This window comes from Streptomyces sp. NPDC056224 (assembly GCF_042267665.1).
In the GTDB taxonomy this organism is placed as follows: Bacteria; Actinomycetota; Actinomycetes; order Streptomycetales; family Streptomycetaceae; genus Streptomyces.
Map to the genome: position 1 here is coordinate 61071 of NZ_JBHJTK010000021.1, position 19322 is coordinate 80392.

General features: G+C 73.8%; 13 protein-coding genes. 5 read left to right on the forward strand and 8 right to left on the reverse strand.

Going from position 1 to position 19322, the window contains the following annotated elements; genetic code table 11:
* Positions 1 to 53 precede the first annotated feature (53 nt).
* Positions 54 to 1418, forward strand: coding sequence for a glycosyl hydrolase family 28-related protein (locus ACFCZ1_RS23305; RefSeq protein WP_376680197.1), 1365 nt, complete (start codon positions 54 to 56; stop codon positions 1416 to 1418).
* Here the strand turns inward: ACFCZ1_RS23305 and ACFCZ1_RS23310 are convergent.
* From ACFCZ1_RS23310 to ACFCZ1_RS23340, 7 genes are all read right to left on the reverse strand, one after another.
* Positions 1408 to 2223, reverse strand: a complete 816-nt coding sequence (locus tag ACFCZ1_RS23310; RefSeq protein WP_376680198.1) for an HpcH/HpaI aldolase/citrate lyase family protein — start codon at positions 2221 to 2223, stop codon at positions 1408 to 1410. The two genes, ACFCZ1_RS23305 and ACFCZ1_RS23310, sit on opposite strands and share 11 nt — an antisense overlap.
* Complete coding sequence (locus ACFCZ1_RS23315) at positions 2220 to 3413, reverse strand: CaiB/BaiF CoA transferase family protein (RefSeq protein ID WP_376680199.1); 1194 nt, start codon at positions 3411 to 3413, stop codon at positions 2220 to 2222. The genes ACFCZ1_RS23310 and ACFCZ1_RS23315 overlap by 4 nt, the downstream gene beginning before the upstream one ends.
* Positions 3410 to 4369, reverse strand: a complete 960-nt coding sequence (gene rbsK / locus ACFCZ1_RS23320; RefSeq protein WP_376680200.1) for a ribokinase — start codon at positions 4367 to 4369, stop codon at positions 3410 to 3412. Before rbsK ends, ACFCZ1_RS23315 begins: the two co-directional genes overlap by 4 nt.
* Complete coding sequence (locus tag ACFCZ1_RS23325) at positions 4366 to 5907, reverse strand: ADP-ribosylglycohydrolase family protein (protein ID WP_376680201.1); 1542 nt, start codon at positions 5905 to 5907, stop codon at positions 4366 to 4368. The genes rbsK and ACFCZ1_RS23325 overlap by 4 nt, the downstream gene beginning before the upstream one ends.
* Before the next feature lie 29 nt (positions 5908 to 5936).
* On the reverse strand, positions 5937 to 7082 hold the full coding sequence (locus tag ACFCZ1_RS23330) for an ADP-ribosylglycohydrolase family protein (protein ID WP_376680202.1): 1146 nt from the start codon (positions 7080 to 7082) through the stop codon (positions 5937 to 5939).
* Positions 7083 to 7089: 7 nt separating this feature from the next.
* Positions 7090 to 8508, reverse strand: coding sequence for an ADP-ribosylglycohydrolase family protein (locus ACFCZ1_RS23335; RefSeq protein WP_376680203.1), 1419 nt, complete (start codon positions 8506 to 8508; stop codon positions 7090 to 7092).
* Between the two features lie 278 nt (positions 8509 to 8786).
* A complete protein-coding gene (locus ACFCZ1_RS23340) occupies positions 8787 to 9773 on the reverse strand; it encodes an ADP-ribosylglycohydrolase family protein (RefSeq protein ID WP_376680204.1) in 987 nt (328 codons plus the stop codon).
* 245 nt (positions 9774 to 10018) lie between these two features.
* Between ACFCZ1_RS23340 and ACFCZ1_RS23345 the strand changes: the two genes are divergently transcribed.
* The 4 genes from ACFCZ1_RS23345 (at position 10019) to ACFCZ1_RS23360 (ending at position 18773) form a co-directional block, all read left to right on the forward strand.
* Positions 10019 to 10750 carry a VIT1/CCC1 transporter family protein gene (locus tag ACFCZ1_RS23345; RefSeq protein WP_376680205.1) on the forward strand — a complete coding sequence of 244 codons (732 nt, stop codon included), beginning with the start codon at positions 10019 to 10021 and terminating at the stop codon, positions 10748 to 10750.
* A 374-nt stretch (positions 10751 to 11124) separates the two neighbouring features.
* A complete protein-coding gene (gene gltB, locus ACFCZ1_RS23350; protein WP_376680253.1) occupies positions 11125 to 15666 on the forward strand; it encodes a glutamate synthase large subunit in 4542 nt (1513 codons plus the stop codon).
* Positions 15659 to 17119 carry a glutamate synthase subunit beta gene (locus tag ACFCZ1_RS23355; RefSeq protein ID WP_376680206.1) on the forward strand — a complete coding sequence of 487 codons (1461 nt, stop codon included), beginning with the start codon at positions 15659 to 15661 and terminating at the stop codon, positions 17117 to 17119. Before gltB ends, ACFCZ1_RS23355 begins: the two co-directional genes overlap by 8 nt.
* A 343-nt stretch (positions 17120 to 17462) precedes the next feature.
* Positions 17463 to 18773 carry a DUF1906 domain-containing protein gene (locus tag ACFCZ1_RS23360; protein WP_376680207.1) on the forward strand — a complete coding sequence of 437 codons (1311 nt, stop codon included), beginning with the start codon at positions 17463 to 17465 and terminating at the stop codon, positions 18771 to 18773.
* Here the strand turns inward: ACFCZ1_RS23360 and ACFCZ1_RS23365 are convergent.
* Positions 18766 to 19299 carry a pyridoxamine 5'-phosphate oxidase family protein gene (locus ACFCZ1_RS23365; protein WP_376680208.1) on the reverse strand — a complete coding sequence of 178 codons (534 nt, stop codon included), beginning with the start codon at positions 19297 to 19299 and terminating at the stop codon, positions 18766 to 18768. The genes ACFCZ1_RS23360 and ACFCZ1_RS23365 overlap by 8 nt on opposite strands.
* Positions 19300 to 19322: the final 23 nt, after the last annotated feature.

The window sequence follows — 19322 nt, forward strand, 5'->3', positions numbered from 1 at the left end:
GGAGCCGCCTGGCATGATCAACCCCGATGTCCGTCGATCATGAGGGGGAGACCATGACCGAACACCCGAAGACCGCCCGCCGGGCACTGCTGACGGGGGCCGTGGCCGGGCTGGCCGGGGCCGCGGTGATGTCCGGCGGCGGGACGGCCGCCGCGGCGGCCACGGCTGCGGGAACGCCCGACTGGTTCGACGTGAAGGGCCACGGCGCGGTCGGCGACGGCTCCACCGACGACACCGCGGCCGTCCAGCGCGCCCTCGACGCGGCGGCCGCGGCCGGCGGCGGCACCGTGTACTTCCCCGTCGGGAAGTACCTGGTCAAGCCCGCGGCCGGGGCGCCGGCCCTGGCCGTCAAGGCGGACGGCATCCGCCTCGCGGGCGCCGGAGCCAAGGCCTCCACGCTGATCAAGGGCGGCGACGGCATCCTCCTGCGGATGTCCGGCACCGGAGCGGCCTACTCCACCGGCGCCACCCATCGCCGCTACTGCTCCGTCGAGAACCTCGGGTTCAACGGCAACCGCAAGACCGGCCTGCTGCTGGAGCTCTACTACAACAACAACTCCTACTTCCGCGACGTGTTCATGTCATCGAACAACGACATGTGCATCGACGCCGTGGAGTTCTGGGACTCCCGCTTCTACAACCTGGTCATCGAGGACTGCACCGGCACCACCGGCAGCACCACCCAGCCCAACGTCTGGCTGCGCAACGCCTCCTCCGCCACCGAGGGCGCCTGGGGCCACAGCAAGGACAACATCAACCAGATCCACTTCACCGGGTGCCGCCTGGAGGCCTTCGGCACCGGTGCCCTGTGGATCGGCCAGGGCGCGGTCACCACCAACAACCCCAACGGCGTCTACCTCACGGACTGCAAGTTCGAGACCTCCCGGATGCAGGGCGGTCCGCACCTGAAGACCGACGCGGGCTGCAAGCACGTCTACGCCACCAACATCTACTGCTACGCCGGCGACTTCGCGGCGGGCACCCCGGCCACCGCGCGCAACATCATCAGCTGGGCGGCGAGCTCCAGCGCGCTGGAGAACGTGGTCATCGCCAACCGGGACAAGGCCACCGTCAACGCGGGCGTGGCGCTCTACTCCGGTCCCGGTTCCACCGCCGTGCTGCGCAACGTCGTCGGGCTCTACGGCACCGCGCCCACCGGCACCCACATCTACTACGAGCAGTCGTCCACCGGCGACTTCCGCGTGGAGAACAGCTACGGCACCCTCGGCGCCCAGGCGACCGGCACGATCCCGGTCAAGAACGCGCCGAACCCGCCCCTGCGGCTGGTGCCCGGGCCGGTCACCGACGCCTCCTTCACCCGCCAGCCGCTGGACGGCACCATGGCGGTGGACTCCGTCAACAAGCGGCTCTACGTCCGGGTCGGCGGCCAGTGGCTCTGGTCGGCGCTCAGCGCGTAGCCATCCGACGCGACAGGGCCAGGGTGCGGTGGGCCGCCGCCACGACGGCCGGGTCCACGAACCGGCCGTCGGGCAGGGCCAGCGCCCCCGGGGTGGCCCGGGCGGCGCTCAGCACCTCCTGCGCGGCCGTGACCTCCTCGGGCCCGGGGAGATAGGCCCGTTCGATCACCGGCAGTTGCCGGGGGTGGATCGCCGCCCTGCCGAAGAAGCCGAGCGAGCGGCCGTGCGCGCAGGAGACGGCCAGCGCCTCCAGGTCCCGGATGTCGGGGAACACCGACTGGGCCGGGGGCGCGAGCCCGGCCGCGCGGGCCGCCACCACCACCCGGGAGCGGCACCAGTCCAGGCCCGTCTCCGCGCTGACGGCCAGGTCGGCCCGCAGGTCCGCCTCGCCGAGGGAGAGCCCGCGCAGGGCGGGGTGCGCGCGGGCGATCTCGTACGCGCGCTCCACGCCCACCGCCGATTCGAGCAGGGCGTGCAGGCTCACCCCGCCGGTGCGCACGGCGGTGGCGACGATCTGCTCCGGGGTGCTGATCTTGGGCAGCCGCAGTCCCGCCAGGCCGTGCAGTCCGGCGAGAGCGGAGAGGTCGGCGCCGCCCCAGGGGGAGTCGATCGCGTTGACGCGGACGTGGACGGGGACCGGGGGCCGCTCGGCGAGCAGCTCGGCGGTCGCCGCGCGGGCGTACTCCTTGCGGGAGGCCGGCACCGCGTCCTCCAGGTCCACGATGACGGCGTCCGCCCCGCCGCCGATGGCCTTGGCCACCACCTCGGGGCGGTCGCCCGGCGCGTACAGCCAGGTCAGGATCACAGGGCCCCCTCGGTGCGCAGAGCGGTGATCTCGGCCCGGGTCAGGCCGAGCTCGGTCAGGACCTCGTCGGTGTCCGCGCCGTGCGGGCGGCCGGCCCAGCGGATCCCGCCGGGAGTCTCGGAGAGCCGGAAGAGGATGTTCTGCATCCGGATCGGGCCGAGTTCGGGGTCCTCCACCTCCGTGACCGTGTCCAGGGCGGCGAACTGCGGATCCGCCATCACGTCCCGGACGTCGTAGACCAGGGCGACGGCCGCCTCGGCCTCCTCGAAGGCGGCGACGACCTCCTCCGCCTTGTGGCGGGAGATCCAGCCGCCGACCGCCTCGTCCAGGACGTGCGCGTGGGCCGCCCGCCCGGAGCCCGTCGCGAACCAGGGCTCGGCGATCAGCTCGTCCCGTCCGACCAGCCGCATCACGCGCTCCGCGATGGACTGGGCGGAGGCGGAGACCGCCAGCCAGCGGCCGTCCGCGCTGCGGTAGGTGTTGCGGGGGGCGTTGTTGGCGGACCGGTTGCCGGTGCGCGGCTGGACGTAGCCGAGCTGGTCGTACCAGAGCGGGTGCGGGCCCAGCACCGTGAGGATCGGCTCGATGATGGCCAGGTCGACGACCTGTCCGTGGCCGGTGCGGTCGCGGCCCGCGAGCGCGGTCATCACGGCGTACGCGGTGGTCAGCGCGGCGATCGAGTCCGCGAGCCCGAAGGGCGGCAGGGTCGGCGGCCCGTCCGGCTCCCCGGTGATCGCGGCGAAGCCGCTCATCGCCTCGGCGAGGGTGCCGAAGCCGGGCCGGTGGGCGTACGGGCCCTGCTGGCCGAAGGCCGTGACGCGGGCCAGGATCAGGCGGGGACTGGCCGCGGACAGCTCGGGCCAGCCCAGGCCCCACTTCTCCAGGGTGCCGGGGCGGAAGTTCTCGATGACGACGTCGGCGGTGGCGGCGAGGCGCAGCAGCGTGTCCCGGCCGCCGGGGGTGGACAGGTCGAGGGTCATCGTCCGCTTGTTCCGGCCGAGCAGCTTCCACCACAGGCCGACGCCGTCCTTGGCGGGGCCGTGGCCGCGGGAGGGGTCGGGGCGGCCGGGGTGCTCGACCTTGACGACCTCGGCGCCGAAGTCGCCGAGCAGGGTGGCGGCCAGCGGCCCGGCGAAGAGGGTGGCGAGGTCGAGGACGCGGAGCCCCTCCAGGGGCCCGGCGGTCGTCACGAGGCGGCTCCGGGCCGGGCTCCGGACCGCGGGCCGCCCTGTGGTCCGGGCCCGGCACCGGGCCGCGTTCCGGCGAAGGCGTCGGTTTCGGCGCGGGTCGGCATCGAGTCCTGGGCGCCCGGCCGCTGGACGGAGAGCGCGGCCGCCGTGCAGGCCCAGCGCAGCGCCTCGGGCATGGCCCGGCCCTCGCCGAGGGCCACGGCGAGGGCGCCGGCGAAGGTGTCCCCGGCGGCGGTGGTGTCCACGGCCCGGACCCGCGGCGCGGGCACGGTCAGCGGTTCCCGGCCGCGTGCGGCGTACAGGACCCCGGCCGCGCCGAGGGTGACCACCACCTCGGGTACGCCGTCCAGCAGCGCCGCGGCGGCCTGGCGGGGGTCGGTGAGGCCGGTGAGGGCGGCGGCCTCGTGCTCGTTGGGGACCAGGAGGTCGGTGGCGGCGAGGAGTCCGGCGGGCAGCGGCTGGGCCGGGGCCGGGGTCAGGACCGTACGGACGCCGTGCGCGCGGGCACAGAGGGCGCCGGCGAGCACGGCCGGCAGGGGGAGTTCGAGCTGGAGGAGGAGGGTGCCCGCGGCGGCGATCCGGGATGCGTCACCCGCCTCCAGGCCGGTGACGCGGGCGTTGGCGCCGGGGATGACGATGATGCTGTTGCCGCCCTCGTCGTCCACGGTGATGTGGGCGGTGCCGCTGGCGCCCTCGACGGTGCGCAGGGCCGCCGTGTCGATCCCGGCGGAGGTGAGCGCGGCGCGCAGCCGTACGCCGAACTCGTCGGCCCCGACCGCGCCGATCATCACCACCTCCCCGCCGCAGCGGGCGGCGGCGACGGCCTGGTTGGCGCCCTTGCCGCCGGGGACGGTGCGGAAGGCGCGGCCGGTGACCGTCTCCCCGAGACGGGGGGCCTTGGGGACGTAGGCGACGAGGTCCATGTTCGTACTGCCGAGCACGGCGATGGCCGTCATGAGCGTGTTGCCTCCTGTGTGGCGAGCTGGTGGGTGAGGTGGGCGAGGGTGTCGAAGCCGACGCCGTCGAAGCCGGGGACGGTGGTGGCGAGGCGGTTGCCCAGCGGGGCCGTCCAGCGGTCCGGGATCCTGTCGGGCGACCCGGCCAGGATCCCGGCGAGGGCGCCGGCGGTGGCGCCGTTGGAGTCGGTGTCCCAGCCGCCGGAGACGGCGCGGCACACGGAGCGGGTGAAGTCGCCGTCGGCGTGGGTGAGGGCCGCTGAGATCAGGGCGGTGTTGGGGACGGCGTGCACCCAGTGGTAGTGGCCGTAGCGGACGTGCAGGCGGTCGACGACCCGGTCGAAGTCGGGTTCGGCGGCGGCGGCGATCCCGAAGCGGACGGCCTCGGCGAGGCGCGAGCGCGGCGGTACGACGGCCAGCCCGGCCCGCAGCGCGCTGTGGACGTCGGCCCGTCCGGTGGCGGCCCGCGCGGTGGCGGCGGCGATGAAGAGGGCGGCGTAGACCCCGTTGCCGGTGTGGGTCAGGGCGGCGTCGCGGTAGGCCTGGGCCGCGGCGGCGGCCGGATCGCCCGGGTTGGTCCAGCCGTGGACGTCGGCGCGGATGAGGGCGCCGATCCACTCGCGGAAGGGGTTGTGGTGGGTGGCGGTGGCGGGCGGCTCCAGCCCGAGGAGGAGGTTGCGGTAGGCGACGCGCTCGGCGGTGAAGGTCCGCCCGGCGGGCAGTTCGTCGAGCCAGAGCCGGGCGACGTCGCCGGTCGTGAAGTCCTTGCCGTGGCGCCGGAGCAGGAGCAGGCCGAGGAGGGGGTAGTTCAGGTCGTCGTCCTCGGGCATGCCGTCGATGTTCTCGGCGAGGGAGGTGGGGGCGGAGCGGCGGTTCCACGGGTACGCGGCCAGCAGCCCGGGCGGGACGCCGCGTTCGCTGAACCAGTCGTTCAGCGGCCAGTTGCCCGCGGCCCGGGCCAGGGCCCGGATTCCGTGGAGGGGGAGCTTCTCGACGGGCTTGCCGAGCAGGCAGCCGACGGCCCGCCCCAGCCAGGCGGCCTCCAGCCGGGTCCGCAGGTGGGGGTCCCGCCCTGCCGGCACCGCTTCCGCGACCGGGGGCGGGCCCGCCGGCGCCGGGGCGGGGTGGTCCGGGGCGAGCCGGTCCGGGGCGGGGTGCTCTGTGGCGGGGTGCCGGACCCCCTGCGGGGTGCCGACCGACGCGGAGCCCGCCGCAGCGGTGGGCTCCCGGGCCGTGGAGCAGCCGCCGGGCGTTCCCCGCGGGTCCGCCGGCCAGGTGGCGCGGATGGCGCTCCAGGACTCCGGCTCGGCGGCGGCCGCCGGGGAGGGGAGGGCGGCGAGCTCGTCCATGAGGCGGGAGGCCAGGGCGCGGAGCTCCGGTGGTGCGGGGGCGCTGGAGGAGCCGGCCCGTTCGGGCGCGGGGTGGCCGCCCGCCTCCCGCCAGACCCGCAGCGCGGGCCCGGGGTCCCGGCCGTCCTCGGCCGCCTGGCGGAACTCGTGCCCGACGAGATCCTCCGGCTGCGCCCAGGTGAGCCGCACCGGTTCGGGCCGTGGCGGGCAGGGCGGGGTCATCGGGGGGCCGAGATCGCGGTGAAGGCCGACTCGTGGGCGCGGCGGCGGGAGCGGTCGCGCGCGAAGACCTCGCGGGCCACGGCGGCCAGGGACCTGGCCGGGGCGTGCAGGTCGAGGCGGCTGGCCTCGGCGACCTGCTTGGCCCAGACGGCGGGGACCGCGGCCCCGCCGCCCAGGGCCCCGGCGATCGCGCCCGCCATCGTGGCGATGGAGTCGCAGTCCCGGCCGTAGTTGACCGCTCCGAGCACGGAGGTCTCGTACCCCCCGTCCGCGATCAGCAGCATGCCGAGGGCGACCGGGAGTTCCTCGATGGAGTGGAGGCGGGACGGGCGGCGGGCGCCGAGCGAGGGGGCGCGGTAGTCCGGACCGACCGAGTCGTACGGGGCCACCGCCGTACGCAGCGGCGCCAGCGCCGACTCGAAGTCCCGGTGGCGGGAGGCCGCTTCGCACACCGCCGAGATGGCCTCGCGGGTGCCGTCCTTCGCGAGGGACAGCGCGGTGTCCACCACCGAGGCCGCCGTGGCCCCGGGGACGCACGCGGCCGCCACCGCCGCCGCGAACACCCCCGCCGCCTCCCGCCCGTACGACGACTGGTGCGCGCCGGCGACGTCCAGCGCCTCCGCGTACGCGCCCGCCGGGTTGCCCGCGTTGACGAGGCCCACCGGCGCCATGTACATCGCCGCACCGCAGTTGACGATGTTGCCGCTGCCGGCCTCGCGCGGGTCGGCGTGCGCGTAGTGCAGCCGGGTCACGATCCACTTCTCGGCGAGGAAGATCCGCTGGAGCGGGAGGGCTTCGGCCTCCAGCTCCGGGATCCACCGCGGGTTGGTCATCAGGTCCGGCACCAGGTGGTCCGCGACCGCGTAGGCGTCCAGGTGGTCCCGTACCGTCTCGTAGACCCGTACCAGGGCGTGCGTCATGAGGGTGTCGTCGGTGACGTGGCCATCTCCCTTGTGGTACGGGGCGATCGGGCGGGCCGTGCGCCAGTCCTCGTACCAGGGGCCCACGATGCCGTGCACCCGGCCGCCGTGCCGTTCCAGGATCTGGTCCGGGGCCCAGCCCTCCACCGGGCCGCCGAGCGCGTCGCCGACGGCGGCGCCGACGAGAGCGCCGCAGGCCCGGTCCTCCAACGTGAGCGTCATGTCCGAATCATCCCTTGGGTGAGGTGAGTTCCGTGCGAGCGAGGAGCGCGGCGAGTTCCACGAGATCGGTTCCGGCGAGTCGGGGGAGCGCGCAGCCGGACAGGGTGCGGCAGGCCTCCCGCCATGCGGTGGGGATCGAGTCGCCGCCGCCGAGCGCGCCGGTGAGCGCGCCGGCGAGGGCGGGGGCGGAATCCGCTACGCGGGACAGGCAGGCGGCGGCCGGGACGGCCTCGGCCGTCCTGCCCCGGGCGGCGGTCGCCAGGGCGAGCGCCACGGGGACGGTCTCGGCGGCGGCGATCCCGTAGCTGTAGACGTGGTCGACGATCTCGTGTTCGAGGGTGGGGACGATGGCGAAGGCGCCGCCGCCCTCCGTGTGGGTACGGGCGAGCTTGACGGCGTGCCGGGCGTTGCGGCCGATCTCGGTGGCCTCGGGGAGTTGCGCGAGGGCGGCGTCGACGGCGGCGTCGACGTCCGCGCCGGCCAGGGCGGTCGCGAGGGCGGCGGCCATGGCGCGGGCGCCGTGGACGCCGTCGCCGTCCTGGGTGTAGCGGGCGTCGAACTCGGCGAGGTCGGCCGCCGCGCGGGCGTCGCCGGGGTGGACGACGGCGAGGACGCAGGCGCGGACGCAGGCGGCGTCGTCGAAGTAGTGCGGGTTGTCGTGGCCGGTGGCGGGCGGGCGCAGGCCGGCGGCGAGGTTGCCGAGGCCGGCGCGGACGGAGATCCGGGCGCGCAGGGGGAGCACCGCGGACTCGACCTCGGGCGCGCGTTCCGCCGCGGCGGCGACTTCGGAGGCGAGGGCGTTCCAGGCGAGGTCGATGGCGGCGCGCATCCTCCTGGACCGGGAGAGGTCGCTGAGCAGGACGCCGGCGGCGGTGAGCACGGACTCGGCGACGAAGGCGGCCCACTCGGCGTCGTCGGAGGGGCCGAGGCGCAGGGGTTCGGGCGGCTGGTTGAGGGCGATGGGGACGGGGAGGGTGGTGGTGGCGTTCTGCTCGGCGAAGGTGTCGAGCTCTCGGGTGAGGCGGCGGGTCCATTCGGGCATCCGGCTGGCGCGGTGCCGGGCGGCGGGCCACCCGGCCGCGTCGCCCGCGGCGAGCCCGAGGAGCAGCCCCTCGATCCGGCGGGGGCCGGGCGTGTCCCCCGCAGGGGGCCCGGCGGTGTCGGTGCGGGCCTGCGGGCGGGGCCCGGGGGTGTCGGTGCGGGTCTGCGGAAGGGGCCCGGCGGTGTCGGTGAGGACCTGCGGGCGGGGCCCGGCGGTGTCGGTGAGGGTCTGCGGGCCGGATCCGGGGGTGTCCGTACGTGTCTGCGGGCGGGGCCCGGCCCCGGCGGTGAAGGCCCCGGCCCCGTGCTCGGTGATCCGGACCCAGGTCCGCGGCTCGGGCCCGGCGGTCCGGGTTGCCGCGGCCGGGGCGGAGACGTCCTGCACCCCGCCCCTTCCCGGATCCGGGGACACGCCCCCCGGCCCCCTGCCCGGCGGGCCGGCGGGCTCCGTCGCCGGGGCCGCCGGACGCGCCGGCCCGGCGGGGACCCCCGGGGCACCGGTACCCGGTGGCGCCTGCGCCGGGCCCGGCCGGGCGGACTCCCGGGCGGGCGGGGCCGGCGCACGGATGGGATCCGGGGCCGGCGGGGATGCCGCGGGGGGTGCGGATGCGCGGGGCGTGGGCGGGTCCGGTGGAGCCGTGTCCGGGCCGAACGGGGGCGGGGTCATCGGGGGCCCTCGTTTTCCGGGGTGAGGAGGTCCGCGATGTCCAGGACGTGGTAGCCCCGCATCGAGGGGAGGCAGCTGCCGCGCACCGGCCCGATGGCCGAGGCCCAGTCGGCGGGGATCGCCGGGGCGCCCGACATCGCCCCGGCCAGGGCGCCCGCCACCGCCGCGGTGGTGTCCGCGTCGCGGCCCATGTTGACCGCGGTCAGGACCGAGGAGGGGAAATCGCCCCCGCACGCGGCGAAGGCGCCGAAGGCCAGGCCCACGGCCTCGGGCGCCAGGTCCGTCCACGGGTAGCCGCCGATGACCACGGCCGAGCGCACGGCCCGTTCGCCGCGCGGGGCGGCGGTGACGGCCCGGCGCAGCGAGCGGGCCGTCCAGGAGTCGGAGGGGATGACGGACAGGGCGGCGGAGACGACCGACGCGGGGCTGCCGCCCGCCATGGCGGCGGCCACTCCCGCCGCCACCGCCTGGCCGCCGTAGATGCCCTCGCCGTCGTGGCTGACGCAGCCGTCGATGGCGACGAGCCGCGCGGCCTCCGCCGGGCGGCCGGCCGCGAAGACCCCGAAGGGGGCCGCACGCATCGCCAGGCCGTCGCTCCAGGCGTGCCGGTGCTGGGCCGAGATGGGGGCCGCCAGACCCCGGCGGAGGTTCTCCAGCGTGCCGCGCTCCGAGAAGCCCGCGCCGCGGAACGGGCCCTCGTCCAGGTCGGCGATCCAGTGGTGCCAGGCCCGCTCCACGTGGGAGACGGTCAGCGCCGAGCCGTGCCGGGCCAGCAGCAGCCCCGAGAAGATCGCGTACTCGGTGTCGTCCGTGCCCGCCGGGTCCTGCGACACGAATCCCTCGATGCGGCCCCACTTCGCCCGGATCTCCGACGGCTTCATGTTCTCCGCGGGGGCGCCGAGCGCGTCGCCCACCGCGAGGCCCAGAAGAGCGCCCCTGGCCCGTTCGAGGAGGACCTGCGGATTGCATGCAATCAGCTCCATGGCGCGCCTCTCCACTTGATGGACTCATATTGAGCCCTTGGGGGATTTGTGCCATGTCATGCGGTTTGTCGCTCGTCGCGAAACACCCCGCGAACACCCCCGTCACCCGGTCGCCGACCCCCAAAACCCCAGGTAAGTACGGCCTTCCTTGCTGGCGGGCGACAGAAATCGTGCGTAGTTTCGAGGCGTTCAGGGGGAGCGGGGTGTCTCGCGGCGCCCGTTCGCACAAATGGGGAGATATCCGTATGTCCATCATCGACATCGAAGCACCGCTGCACACCGCCCACCGTGACAACCACACCCACCGCGACGTCAACGGCGGATGGCTGCGCCCGGCGGTCTTCGGCGCCATGGACGGCCTGGTCTCCAACCTCGCGCTCATGACCGGTGTGGCCGGCGGCGCCGTCGCCCCGCACACCATCGTGATCACCGGCCTGGCGGGCCTGGCGGCCGGCGCCTTCTCCATGGCGGCCGGCGAGTACACCTCCGTCGCCTCGCAGCGCGAGCTGGTCATGGCCGAACTGGACGTGGAGCGGCAGCAGTTGCGCAAGCATCCGGTCGACGAGATGGAGGAGCTGGCCGAGCTCTACGTCTCCCGCGGCGTCGAGCCCGCGCTCGCCCGCGAGGTCGCCGTGCAGCTGTCGCGCGACCCCGAGCAGGCGCTGGAGATACACGCCCGCGAGGAGCTCGGGATCGACCCCGACGACCTGCCCTCGCCGCTCGTCGCCGCAGTCTCCTCCTTCGGCTCGTTCGCCCTGGGCGCGCTGCTCCCCGTACTGCCGTACCTCCTCGGTGCCGCGTCCCTGTGGCCGGCGGTGCTGCTCGCGCTGGCCGGGCTCTTCGCCTGCGGCGCGATCGTCTCGCGGGTCACGGCCCGGTCCTGGTGGTACAGCGGGCTGCGTCAGCTCGGCCTGGGTGGCGCGGCCGCCGGTGTGACGTACATCCTGGGAACCTGGATCGGTGGAGCCGTAGGCTGACCGTGCAGGGAGTGAGACACTATGCGGTACGCAACATAAGTAATCCATTACCCGGCGGTTTCGATCGCGTGTCCGCCGGGCATCACACCAGGGCGCCCGGGCAATGATGCCCGCCTCGCGCAGGGACCTTCGTCCCCGTGAAACCTTGAAACGTCCCCGAAGGTCCCCTCTTTTCTGCCTCGTGCAGTGTCCGCATGCTGGAACGGCATATCCACTTCTCGGGATAGTCGTCATCATGTAATCTGCACGAAATTTCGCAGAGGGCCAACGTCGTCCCTCGGCTATGCACATATGCCACGACGACGACGGGAGAGCCGATGCGTTCCGCATCCACGCACTCCGCGACCGGCTCCAGCACCACGGCCTGGTCGCCCATGGACGGTCGCCCCGCCCAGCAGGGCATGTACGACCCGCGCAACGAGAAGGACGCCTGCGGCGTCGGTTTCGTGGCGAACCTCACCGGCGAGGCGACCCACACCCTCGTTGAGCAGGCGCTGACCGTATTGCGGAACCTTGAGCACCGCGGCGCGACCGGCTCCGAGCCGGACTCGGGCGACGGCGCCGGAATCCTGTCCCAGGTGCCCGACGCGTTCCTGCGCGAGGTGGCCGGTTTCGACCTGCCCGAGGCCGGCGCGTACGCCGTCGGCATCGGGTTCCTCCCCGCCGACGCCGCCGCACGGGCCGTCGCCGTGGAGCAGGTCGAGGCCATCGCCGCCGAGGAGAACCTCACGGTCCTCGGCTGGCGCGAGGTCCCGGTCACCCCGGACCTGCTCGGCAACGGCGCCCGCGCCACCATGCCGGCCTTCTCCCAGCTGTTCGTCTCCAACGGAAGCACGGGCATCGAGCTGGACCGCAAGGCCTTCGTGCTGCGCAAGCGCGCCGAGCGCGAGGCCGGGGTCTACTTCCCGTCGCTCTCCGCCCGCACCATCGTCTACAAGGGCATGCTGACCACCGGCCAGCTGGAGCCCTTCTTCCCGGACCTCTCCGACCGCCGCTTCGCGTCGACGCTCGCCCTGGTCCACTCGCGGTTCTCGACGAACACCTTCCCGTCCTGGCCGCTCGCCCACCCGTACCGCTTCGTCGCGCACAACGGCGAGATCAACACGGTCAAGGGCAACCGCAACTGGATGAAGGCCCGCGAGTCCCAGCTGGCGTCGGACGTCTTCGGCGACGGCGTGCTGGACCGGATCTTCCCGATCTGCACCCCGGACGCCTCCGACTCGGCCTCCTTCGACGAGGTCCTGGAGCTGCTCCACCTCGGCGGCCGGTCGCTGCCGCACAGCGTGCTGATGATGATCCCGGAGGCGTGGGAGAACCACACCACCATGGACCCGGCCCGCCGCGCGTTCTACCAGTACCACTCCACGATGATGGAGCCCTGGGACGGCCCCGCCTGCGTCACCTTCACCGACGGCACCCAGGTCGGCGCGGTCCTCGACCGCAACGGTCTGCGCCCCGGCCGCTACTGGGTCACCGACGACGGCCTCGTCGTCCTCGGCTCCGAGGTCGGCGTGCTCGACATCGACCCGGCCAAGGTCGTCCGCAAGGGCCGCCTCCAGCCCGGCAGGATGTTCCTCGTCGACACCGCCCAGAAGCGGATCATCGAGGACGACGAGATCAAGGCCGAGCTGGCCGGCGCCGCTCCGTACGCCGAATGGCTGGAGACCGGCGAGATCGAGCTGACGGACCTGCCCGAGCGCGAGCACATCGTGCACACCCACGCCTCGGTCACCCGCCGCCAGCAGACCTTCGGCTACACCGAGGAAGAGCTGCGCGTCATCCTCGCGCCGATGGCCCGGACCGGCGGCGAGCCGCTCGGTTCCATGGGTACGGACTCCCCGATCGCGGCCCTGTCCGAGCGCCCCCGGCTGCTCTTCGACTACTTCACGCAGCTCTTCGCGCAGGTCACCAACCCGCCGCTGGACGCCATCCGCGAGGAGCTCGTCACCTCGCTGCTGTCCTCGATCGGCCCGGAGTCCAACCTGCTGGAGCCGACCGCCGCGTCCTGCCGCAGCGTCACGCTGCCCTTCCCGGTGATCGACAACGATGAGCTGGCCAAGCTCATCCACATCAACCACGACGGCGACATGCCGGGCATGAAGGCCGCCACCCTCTCGGGCCTCTACCGGGTCTCGGGCGGCGCCGAGGCGCTCGCCGCGCGGCTCGCGGAGATCCGTACCGAGGCCGACGCGGCCATCGCGGCCGGCGCCCGCCTGATCGTCCTCTCGGACCGTCACTCGGACGCCGAGCACGCGCCGATCCCGTCGCTGCTGCTCACCTCCTCCGTGCACCACCACCTCATCGCCACCAAGCAGCGCACCCAGGTGGGCCTGCTGGTCGAGGCCGGTGACGTCCGCGAGGTCCACCACGTCGCGCTGCTGATCGGCTACGGCGCCGCGGCCGTGAACCCGTACCTCGCCATGGAGTCCGTCGAGGACCTGCTGCGCGCCGGAACGTTCCTCTCCGGCCTGGAGCCGGAGCAGGCCATCAAGAACCTGATCTACGCGCTCGGCAAGGGCGTCCTGAAGGTCATGTCCAAGATGGGCATCTCCACCGTCGCCTCCTACCGCGGCGCCCAGGTCTTCGAGGCCGTCGGCCTGAACGAGGAGTTCGTGGGGGCGTACTTCCAGGGCACCGCCACCAAGATCGGCGGCGCCGGCCTGGACGTCATCGCCAAGGAGGTGGCCGCGCGCCACGCCAAGGCGTACCCGGCCTCCGGCATCGCGGCCACGCACCGCGCGCTGGACATCGGCGGCGAGTACCAGTGGCGGAGGGAGGGCGAGCCGCACCTGTTCGACCCGGAGACGGTTTTCCGCCTCCAGCACGCCACCCGCAACCGCCGGTACGACATCTTCAAGCAGTACACGGACCGGGTGAACGAGCAGTCCGAGCGCCTCATGACGCTCCGCGGCCTGTTCGGCTTCAAGAGCGAGCGCCCCTCCATCTCCGTGGACGAGGTCGAGTCGGTCGCCGACATCGTCAAGCGCTTCTCCACCGGCGCCATGTCGTACGGCTCCATCTCCAAGGAGGCGCACGAGACCCTCGCCATCGCCATGAACCAGCTGGGCGCCAAGTCCAACACCGGTGAGGGCGGCGAGGACCCGGACCGCCTGTACGACCCGGCGCGCCGCTCCTCCATCAAGCAGGTCGCCTCCGGCCGCTTCGGCGTGACGAGCGAGTACCTGGTCAACGCGGACGACATCCAGATCAAGATGGCGCAGGGCGCCAAGCCCGGCGAGGGCGGCCAGCTGCCCGGCCACAAGGTCTACCCGTGGGTCGCCAAGACCCGGCACTCCACCCCGGGCGTAGGCCTGATCTCCCCGCCGCCGCACCACGACATCTACTCCATCGAGGACCTGGCCCAGCTGATCCACGACCTCAAGAACGCCAACCCGGCCGCGCGCATCCACGTGAAGCTCGTGTCCGAGGTCGGCGTGGGTACGGTCGCCGCGGGTGTCTCCAAGGCGCACGCGGACGTCGTCCTCATCTCCGGCCACGACGGCGGTACGGGCGCCTCCCCGCTCACCTCGCTGAAGCACGCGGGCGGTCCCTGGGAGCTCGGCCTCGCCGAGACCCAGCAGACCCTGCTGCTCAACGGGCTGCGCGACCGCATCGTGGTCCAGACGGACGGCCAGCTCAAGACCGGCCGCGACGTGGTCATCGCCGCACTGCTCGGCGCCGAGGAGTTCGGTTTCGCGACCGCGCCGCTCGTCGTCTCCGGCTGCGTCATGATGCGCGTCTGCCACCTCGACACCTGCCCGGTCGGCATCGCCACGCAGAACCCGGTGCTGCGCGAGCGGTTCTCCGGCAAGCCCGAGTTCGTCGTCAACTTCTTCGAGTTCATCGCGGAGGAGGTGCGCGAACTCCTCGCCGAGCTGGGCTTCCGCTCCATCGAGGAGGCCGTCGGCCACGCCGAGCTGCTCGACACCAGCAAGGCCGTCACGCACTGGAAGGCGCAGGGCCTCGACCTGGAGCCGCTCTTCTACGTGCCCGAGCTGCCCGAGGGCGCGGTCCGCCACGCCCTGATCGAGCAGGACCACGGACTGGAGAAGGCCCTCGACAACGAGCTGATCGAGCTCGCGGCCGACGCGCTGAACGCCGACTCCGCCGAGAGCGCCCAGCCGGTCCGCGCCCAGATCGCGATCCGCAACATCAACCGGACCGTCGGCACCATGCTCGGCCACCAGGTCACCAAGAAGTTCGGTGGCGCGGGCCTGCCCGACAACACCATCGACCTGACCTTCACCGGCAGCGCCGGCCAGTCCTTCGGCGCCTTCGTGCCGAAGGGCATCACCCTCCGCCTGGAGGGCGACGCCAACGACTACGTCGGCAAGGGCTTGTCCGGTGGCCGGATCGTGGTCCGTCCGGACCGCGCCGCCGACCACCTGGCCGAGTACTCGACCATCGCCGGCAACACCATCGGCTACGGAGCCACCGGCGGCGAGATGTTCCTGCGCGGCCGCACCGGCGAGCGCTTCTGCGTCCGCAACTCCGGCGCCCTGGTCGTCTCGGAAGGCGTGGGCGACCACGGCTGCGAGTACATGACCGGCGGTCACGCGGTCGTCCTCGGCGAGACGGGCCGCAACTTCGCGGCCGGCATGTCGGGCGGCGTCGCGTACGTCATCGACCTCGACGTCGACAACGTCAACGCCGGCAACGCCGGCGCCGTCGAGACCGCCCTGTCCGACACGGACAAGCAGTGGCTGCACGATGTGGTGCGCCGCCACGAGGAGGAGACCGGCTCGACCGTGGCCGCCAAGCTCCTGGCTGACTGGTCCGTCGCGGCGGACCGCTTCAGCAAGATCATCCCGACCACGTACAAGGCAGTGCTCGCCGCCAAGGACGCCGCTGAGCTGGCCGGACTCTCGGAGTCCGAGACCACCGAGAAGATGATGGAGGCGGCGACCAATGGCTGACCCGAAGGGCTTCCTCACCACCCCGCGCGAGACCGCCTGCACCCGTCCCGTGGCCGACCGGCTGAAGGACTGGAACGAGGTCTACGTCCCGGGCTCGCTGCTCCCGATCATCAGCAAGCAGGCCGGCCGCTGCATGGACTGCGGCATCCCGTTCTGTCACAACGGGTGCCCGCTCGGGAACCTGATCCCGGAGTGGAACGACTACGCCTACCGCGAGGACTGGGGCGCCGCGTCCGAGCGTCTCCACGCCACGAACAACTTCCCGGAGTTCACCGGGCGGCTGTGCCCCGCGCCCTGCGAGTCCGCCTGCGTGCTCGGCATCAACCAGCCGGCCGTGACGATCAAGAACGTCGAAGTCTCGATCATCGACAAGGCGTGGGACAACGGCAACGTCACCCCGCAGCCGCCGGAGCGCCTCTCGGGCAAGACGGCCGCCGTGATCGGCTCCGGCCCGGCGGGTCTCGCCGCGGCCCAGCAGCTGACCCGGGCCGGGCACACCGTCGTGGTGTACGAGCGTGCCGACCGTGTCGGCGGCCTGCTGCGCTACGGCATCCCCGAGTTCAAGATGGAGAAGGTGCACATCAACCGCCGCATCGAGCAGATGCGCGCGGAGGGCACCAAGTTCCGCACCGGCGTCGAGGTCGGCCGCGACATCACGGCCACCGACCTGCGCAAGCGGTTCGACGCGGTCGTCGTCGCGGCCGGCGCCACGGTCTCCCGCGACCTGCCGGTCCCGGGGCGCGAGCTGAACGGCATCCACTTCGCGATGGAGTACCTGCCGCTCTCGAACAAGGTCCAGGAGGGCGACTTCATGGCGCCCCCCATCACGGCCGAGGGCAAGCACGTGGTCGTCATCGGCGGCGGCGACACCGGCGCGGACTGCGTCGGCACCGCCCACCGGCAGGGCGCGGCCTCGGTCACGCAGCTGGAGATCATGCCGAAGCCCGGCGAGGACCGTAACGCCAACCAGCCGTGGCCGACGTTCCCCATGCTGTACAAGGTCACCTCGGCGCACGAGGAGGGCGGCGAGCGGGTCTACTCCGTCTCCACCACCCACTTCGAGGGCGACGAGGACGGCAACGTCAAGGCGCTGCACCTCGTCGAGGTGGAGTTCGCCGACGGCAAGCTCGTCCAGAAGCCCGGCACCGAGCGCGTCCTCCCCGCGCAGCTGGTCACCCTGGCGATGGGCTTCACGGGCACGGACCAGGCCAACGGTCTGGTCCAGCAGTTCGGCCTCGCGCTGGACGCGCGCGGCAACATCGAGCGCGACGCCTCGTACGCGACCAACGTGGACGGCGTCTTCGTCGCCGGCGACGCGGGCCGCGGCCAGTCGCTCATCGTCTGGGCCATCGCGGAAGGCCGCTCGGCCGCCCGCGGCGTGGACCGCTTCCTGACGGGCGCGAGCGCCCTGCCGTACCCGGTCAAGCCGACGGACCGCTCGCTGACGGTGTAACCCCGTCGCCCCTCCCTCCGGGGAGACCCCTCATACGGTCCGTACAACGGTGTGCGGAACTCCCGGCACAGCGCCCGCCATGTCCCCGACCAGGGATGGCGGGCGCTGTGGCGTCATGCGGTCGTACCAACCGGCGCGACCGGCTTCGGCCGCCCCGCCGACTCCGCCGGCGTCGACCCCCGCGACGGTGCCGGGCCCGATTCGCTCGTGCGGGTGATGCGCGCCGCAGGGCGCCGTGTGAGCCCCGGCAGCCGCGCGTTCGCGGACCGCTTGGGCCGGACGGGCTATCCGCAGGGAAAGGGCGCCCAGTCGCGGCGGCCGCCGTCTGGTAACTATCCGGATCATGGCCCCCACCCGAACGCTGCTCAGCGGCCTCCTCGGCGCCGCCCTGCTGATCCCCGCCCTGCCGGCCGCCACCGCCGCGGCCGACGCACGGACCGTCGACTACCACGGGCTGCGCCTGGCCGTCCCCGCCGACTGGCGGGTCGTCGACCTCGACCGCGAGCCCGGCGCCTGCCTGCGCCTCGACCTGCCCACCCTGTACCTCGGCCACGCCGGCACCCAGGCCGAGTGCACCGGCCGGGCCGTCGTCAGCCGCGCCGACACCCTGCACCTCGAACCCCTCGACACGGCCCCGCCGCGCGCCGACATCCCCACCGTCGCCGTGGACTCCGCCGACGGCCTGCCCGAGTCCACGGCCCGCACCGACAGCAACGAACTGCGGTACGCCCTGCTCCGGCCCGGGGTGATGGCCACCGTCTCCTACGGGGAAGCGCCCGACGCCGTACGCAGGGTCCTGGCGCGTGCCCGCGCCCTGCCGGCCGGCGCGTCCGCCGCCCCCGCGCACCACGCCGCCCCCGCGCACCACGCCGTCCCCGCGGTGGCCACAGGCGGCGCGGCGACACGCAGCGCCCAGGAGCCCTTCACCGGCGAGGGCTTCGACGCCTGCACCGCCCCGGCCCAGAGGACCATGGACGCCTGGCGGGCCGGTTCCCCCTTCGGCGCGGTCGGCATCTACATCGGCGGCCGCGCCCGCGCCTGCGCCCAGCCGCAGCTCACGGCCGACTGGGTGCGCCGACAGGCGGAGGCGGGCTGGCACCTCATGCCGATCTGGGTGGGCCGCCAGCCCTGGAACAGTTCCAGCACCGGCCTGTCCACCGATCCCTCCGAGGCCGACGAGCAGGGCCGGACCGCCGCCGAAGGGGCCGCGGCCGCGGCCGGAGCGCTGGGCCTGGCAGCGGGCACGGTGCTCTACAACGACCTGGAGAACTACACCGACCGCGACACCTGGGACGCCCCCGTCGTCGCCTACCTGACCGCCTGGACGGTCCGGCTGCACGAGCTCGGCTACCGCTCGGCCGCCTACGTATCGGCGAGCTCCGGCGCCCAGGCGCTGAGCGCCCACCACGACCAGGCCCCCGAGGCCATGCCGGACGTACTGTGGGTCGCCCGATGGAACGGCGCGGCCTCCGTCACCGACGCCGACATGGGCCTGCCCAAGGGCACCGCCCAGTGGTACGGCCCGCGCCGCGCCCACCAGTTCCGTGGCGACCACGACGCGACCTACGGCGGCGTCACCGTCAACATCGACCGCAACTGGGTGGACGTCGACCCCTCCGCCATCGGGACCGGCTCCCTCTTCCCGCTCAGCTAGGCCCCTCCGGAACGGCGCCCGGCGCCGGGTCCTCGCGCGCCGGTTCGTCGTCGTTGCCCCGGCGGAGTGTGCGCAGGCCGCGCGCCGGGGTCCACGACCGCACCACCAGGTCATCGCCCTCCACGCCGATGCGGACCACCTCCGTCAGGTCGGCGTGGAAGAGGTGGAAGGGGTGCGGGGTCTCGGTCTCCTCCGCGTACCGGTGCAGCTCGGGCGGATCCACCAGCTCCACCGCGCGCCCGGAGATCCGTACGTCCCCGTCCGGCATCTCCTCGCCCGCGCCCGGGTTGGTGTGCAGGGAGAAACGCGGGTCGCGCTGGAGGTCCCGGGCCTTCATCGACCCCGCCATCATGCCCAGCCACAGCTCCCCGCCGCGGATGTCGACATTCAGGCCGGCCAGCCGCGGGGAGCCGTCCTTGCGGAGCGTGCCCAGGACGTGGTGCGGCTGCTGCGCGAAGCGGGCCTGGACGGCCGCCGCGAACTCCGGTTCCGCCTTCTCGAACGCTGCCCAGTTGTTCGTCGTCATGCGTCCATCAAAGCGCGTGCGTC

Coding starts and splice junctions, on each gene's coding strand:
- ACFCZ1_RS23345 (WP_376680205.1), top strand. CDS start 10,019: ATGTCCATCATCGACATCGAAGCACCGCTGCACACCGCCCACCGTGAC.
- ACFCZ1_RS23355 (WP_376680206.1), top strand. CDS start 15,659: ATGGCTGACCCGAAGGGCTTCCTCACCACCCCGCGCGAGACCGCCTGC.
- rbsK (WP_376680200.1), bottom strand. CDS start 4,369: ATGACGGCCATCGCCGTGCTCGGCAGTACGAACATGGACCTCGTCGCC.
- ACFCZ1_RS23365 (WP_376680208.1), bottom strand. CDS start 19,299: ATGACGACGAACAACTGGGCAGCGTTCGAGAAGGCGGAACCGGAGTTC.
- ACFCZ1_RS23340 (WP_376680204.1), bottom strand. CDS start 9,773: ATGGAGCTGATTGCATGCAATCCGCAGGTCCTCCTCGAACGGGCCAGG.
- ACFCZ1_RS23305 (WP_376680197.1), top strand. CDS start 54: ATGACCGAACACCCGAAGACCGCCCGCCGGGCACTGCTGACGGGGGCC.
- ACFCZ1_RS23360 (WP_376680207.1), top strand. CDS start 17,463: ATGGCCCCCACCCGAACGCTGCTCAGCGGCCTCCTCGGCGCCGCCCTG.
- ACFCZ1_RS23330 (WP_376680202.1), bottom strand. CDS start 7,082: ATGACGCTCACGTTGGAGGACCGGGCCTGCGGCGCTCTCGTCGGCGCC.
- gltB (WP_376680253.1), top strand. CDS start 11,125: ATGGACGGTCGCCCCGCCCAGCAGGGCATGTACGACCCGCGCAACGAG.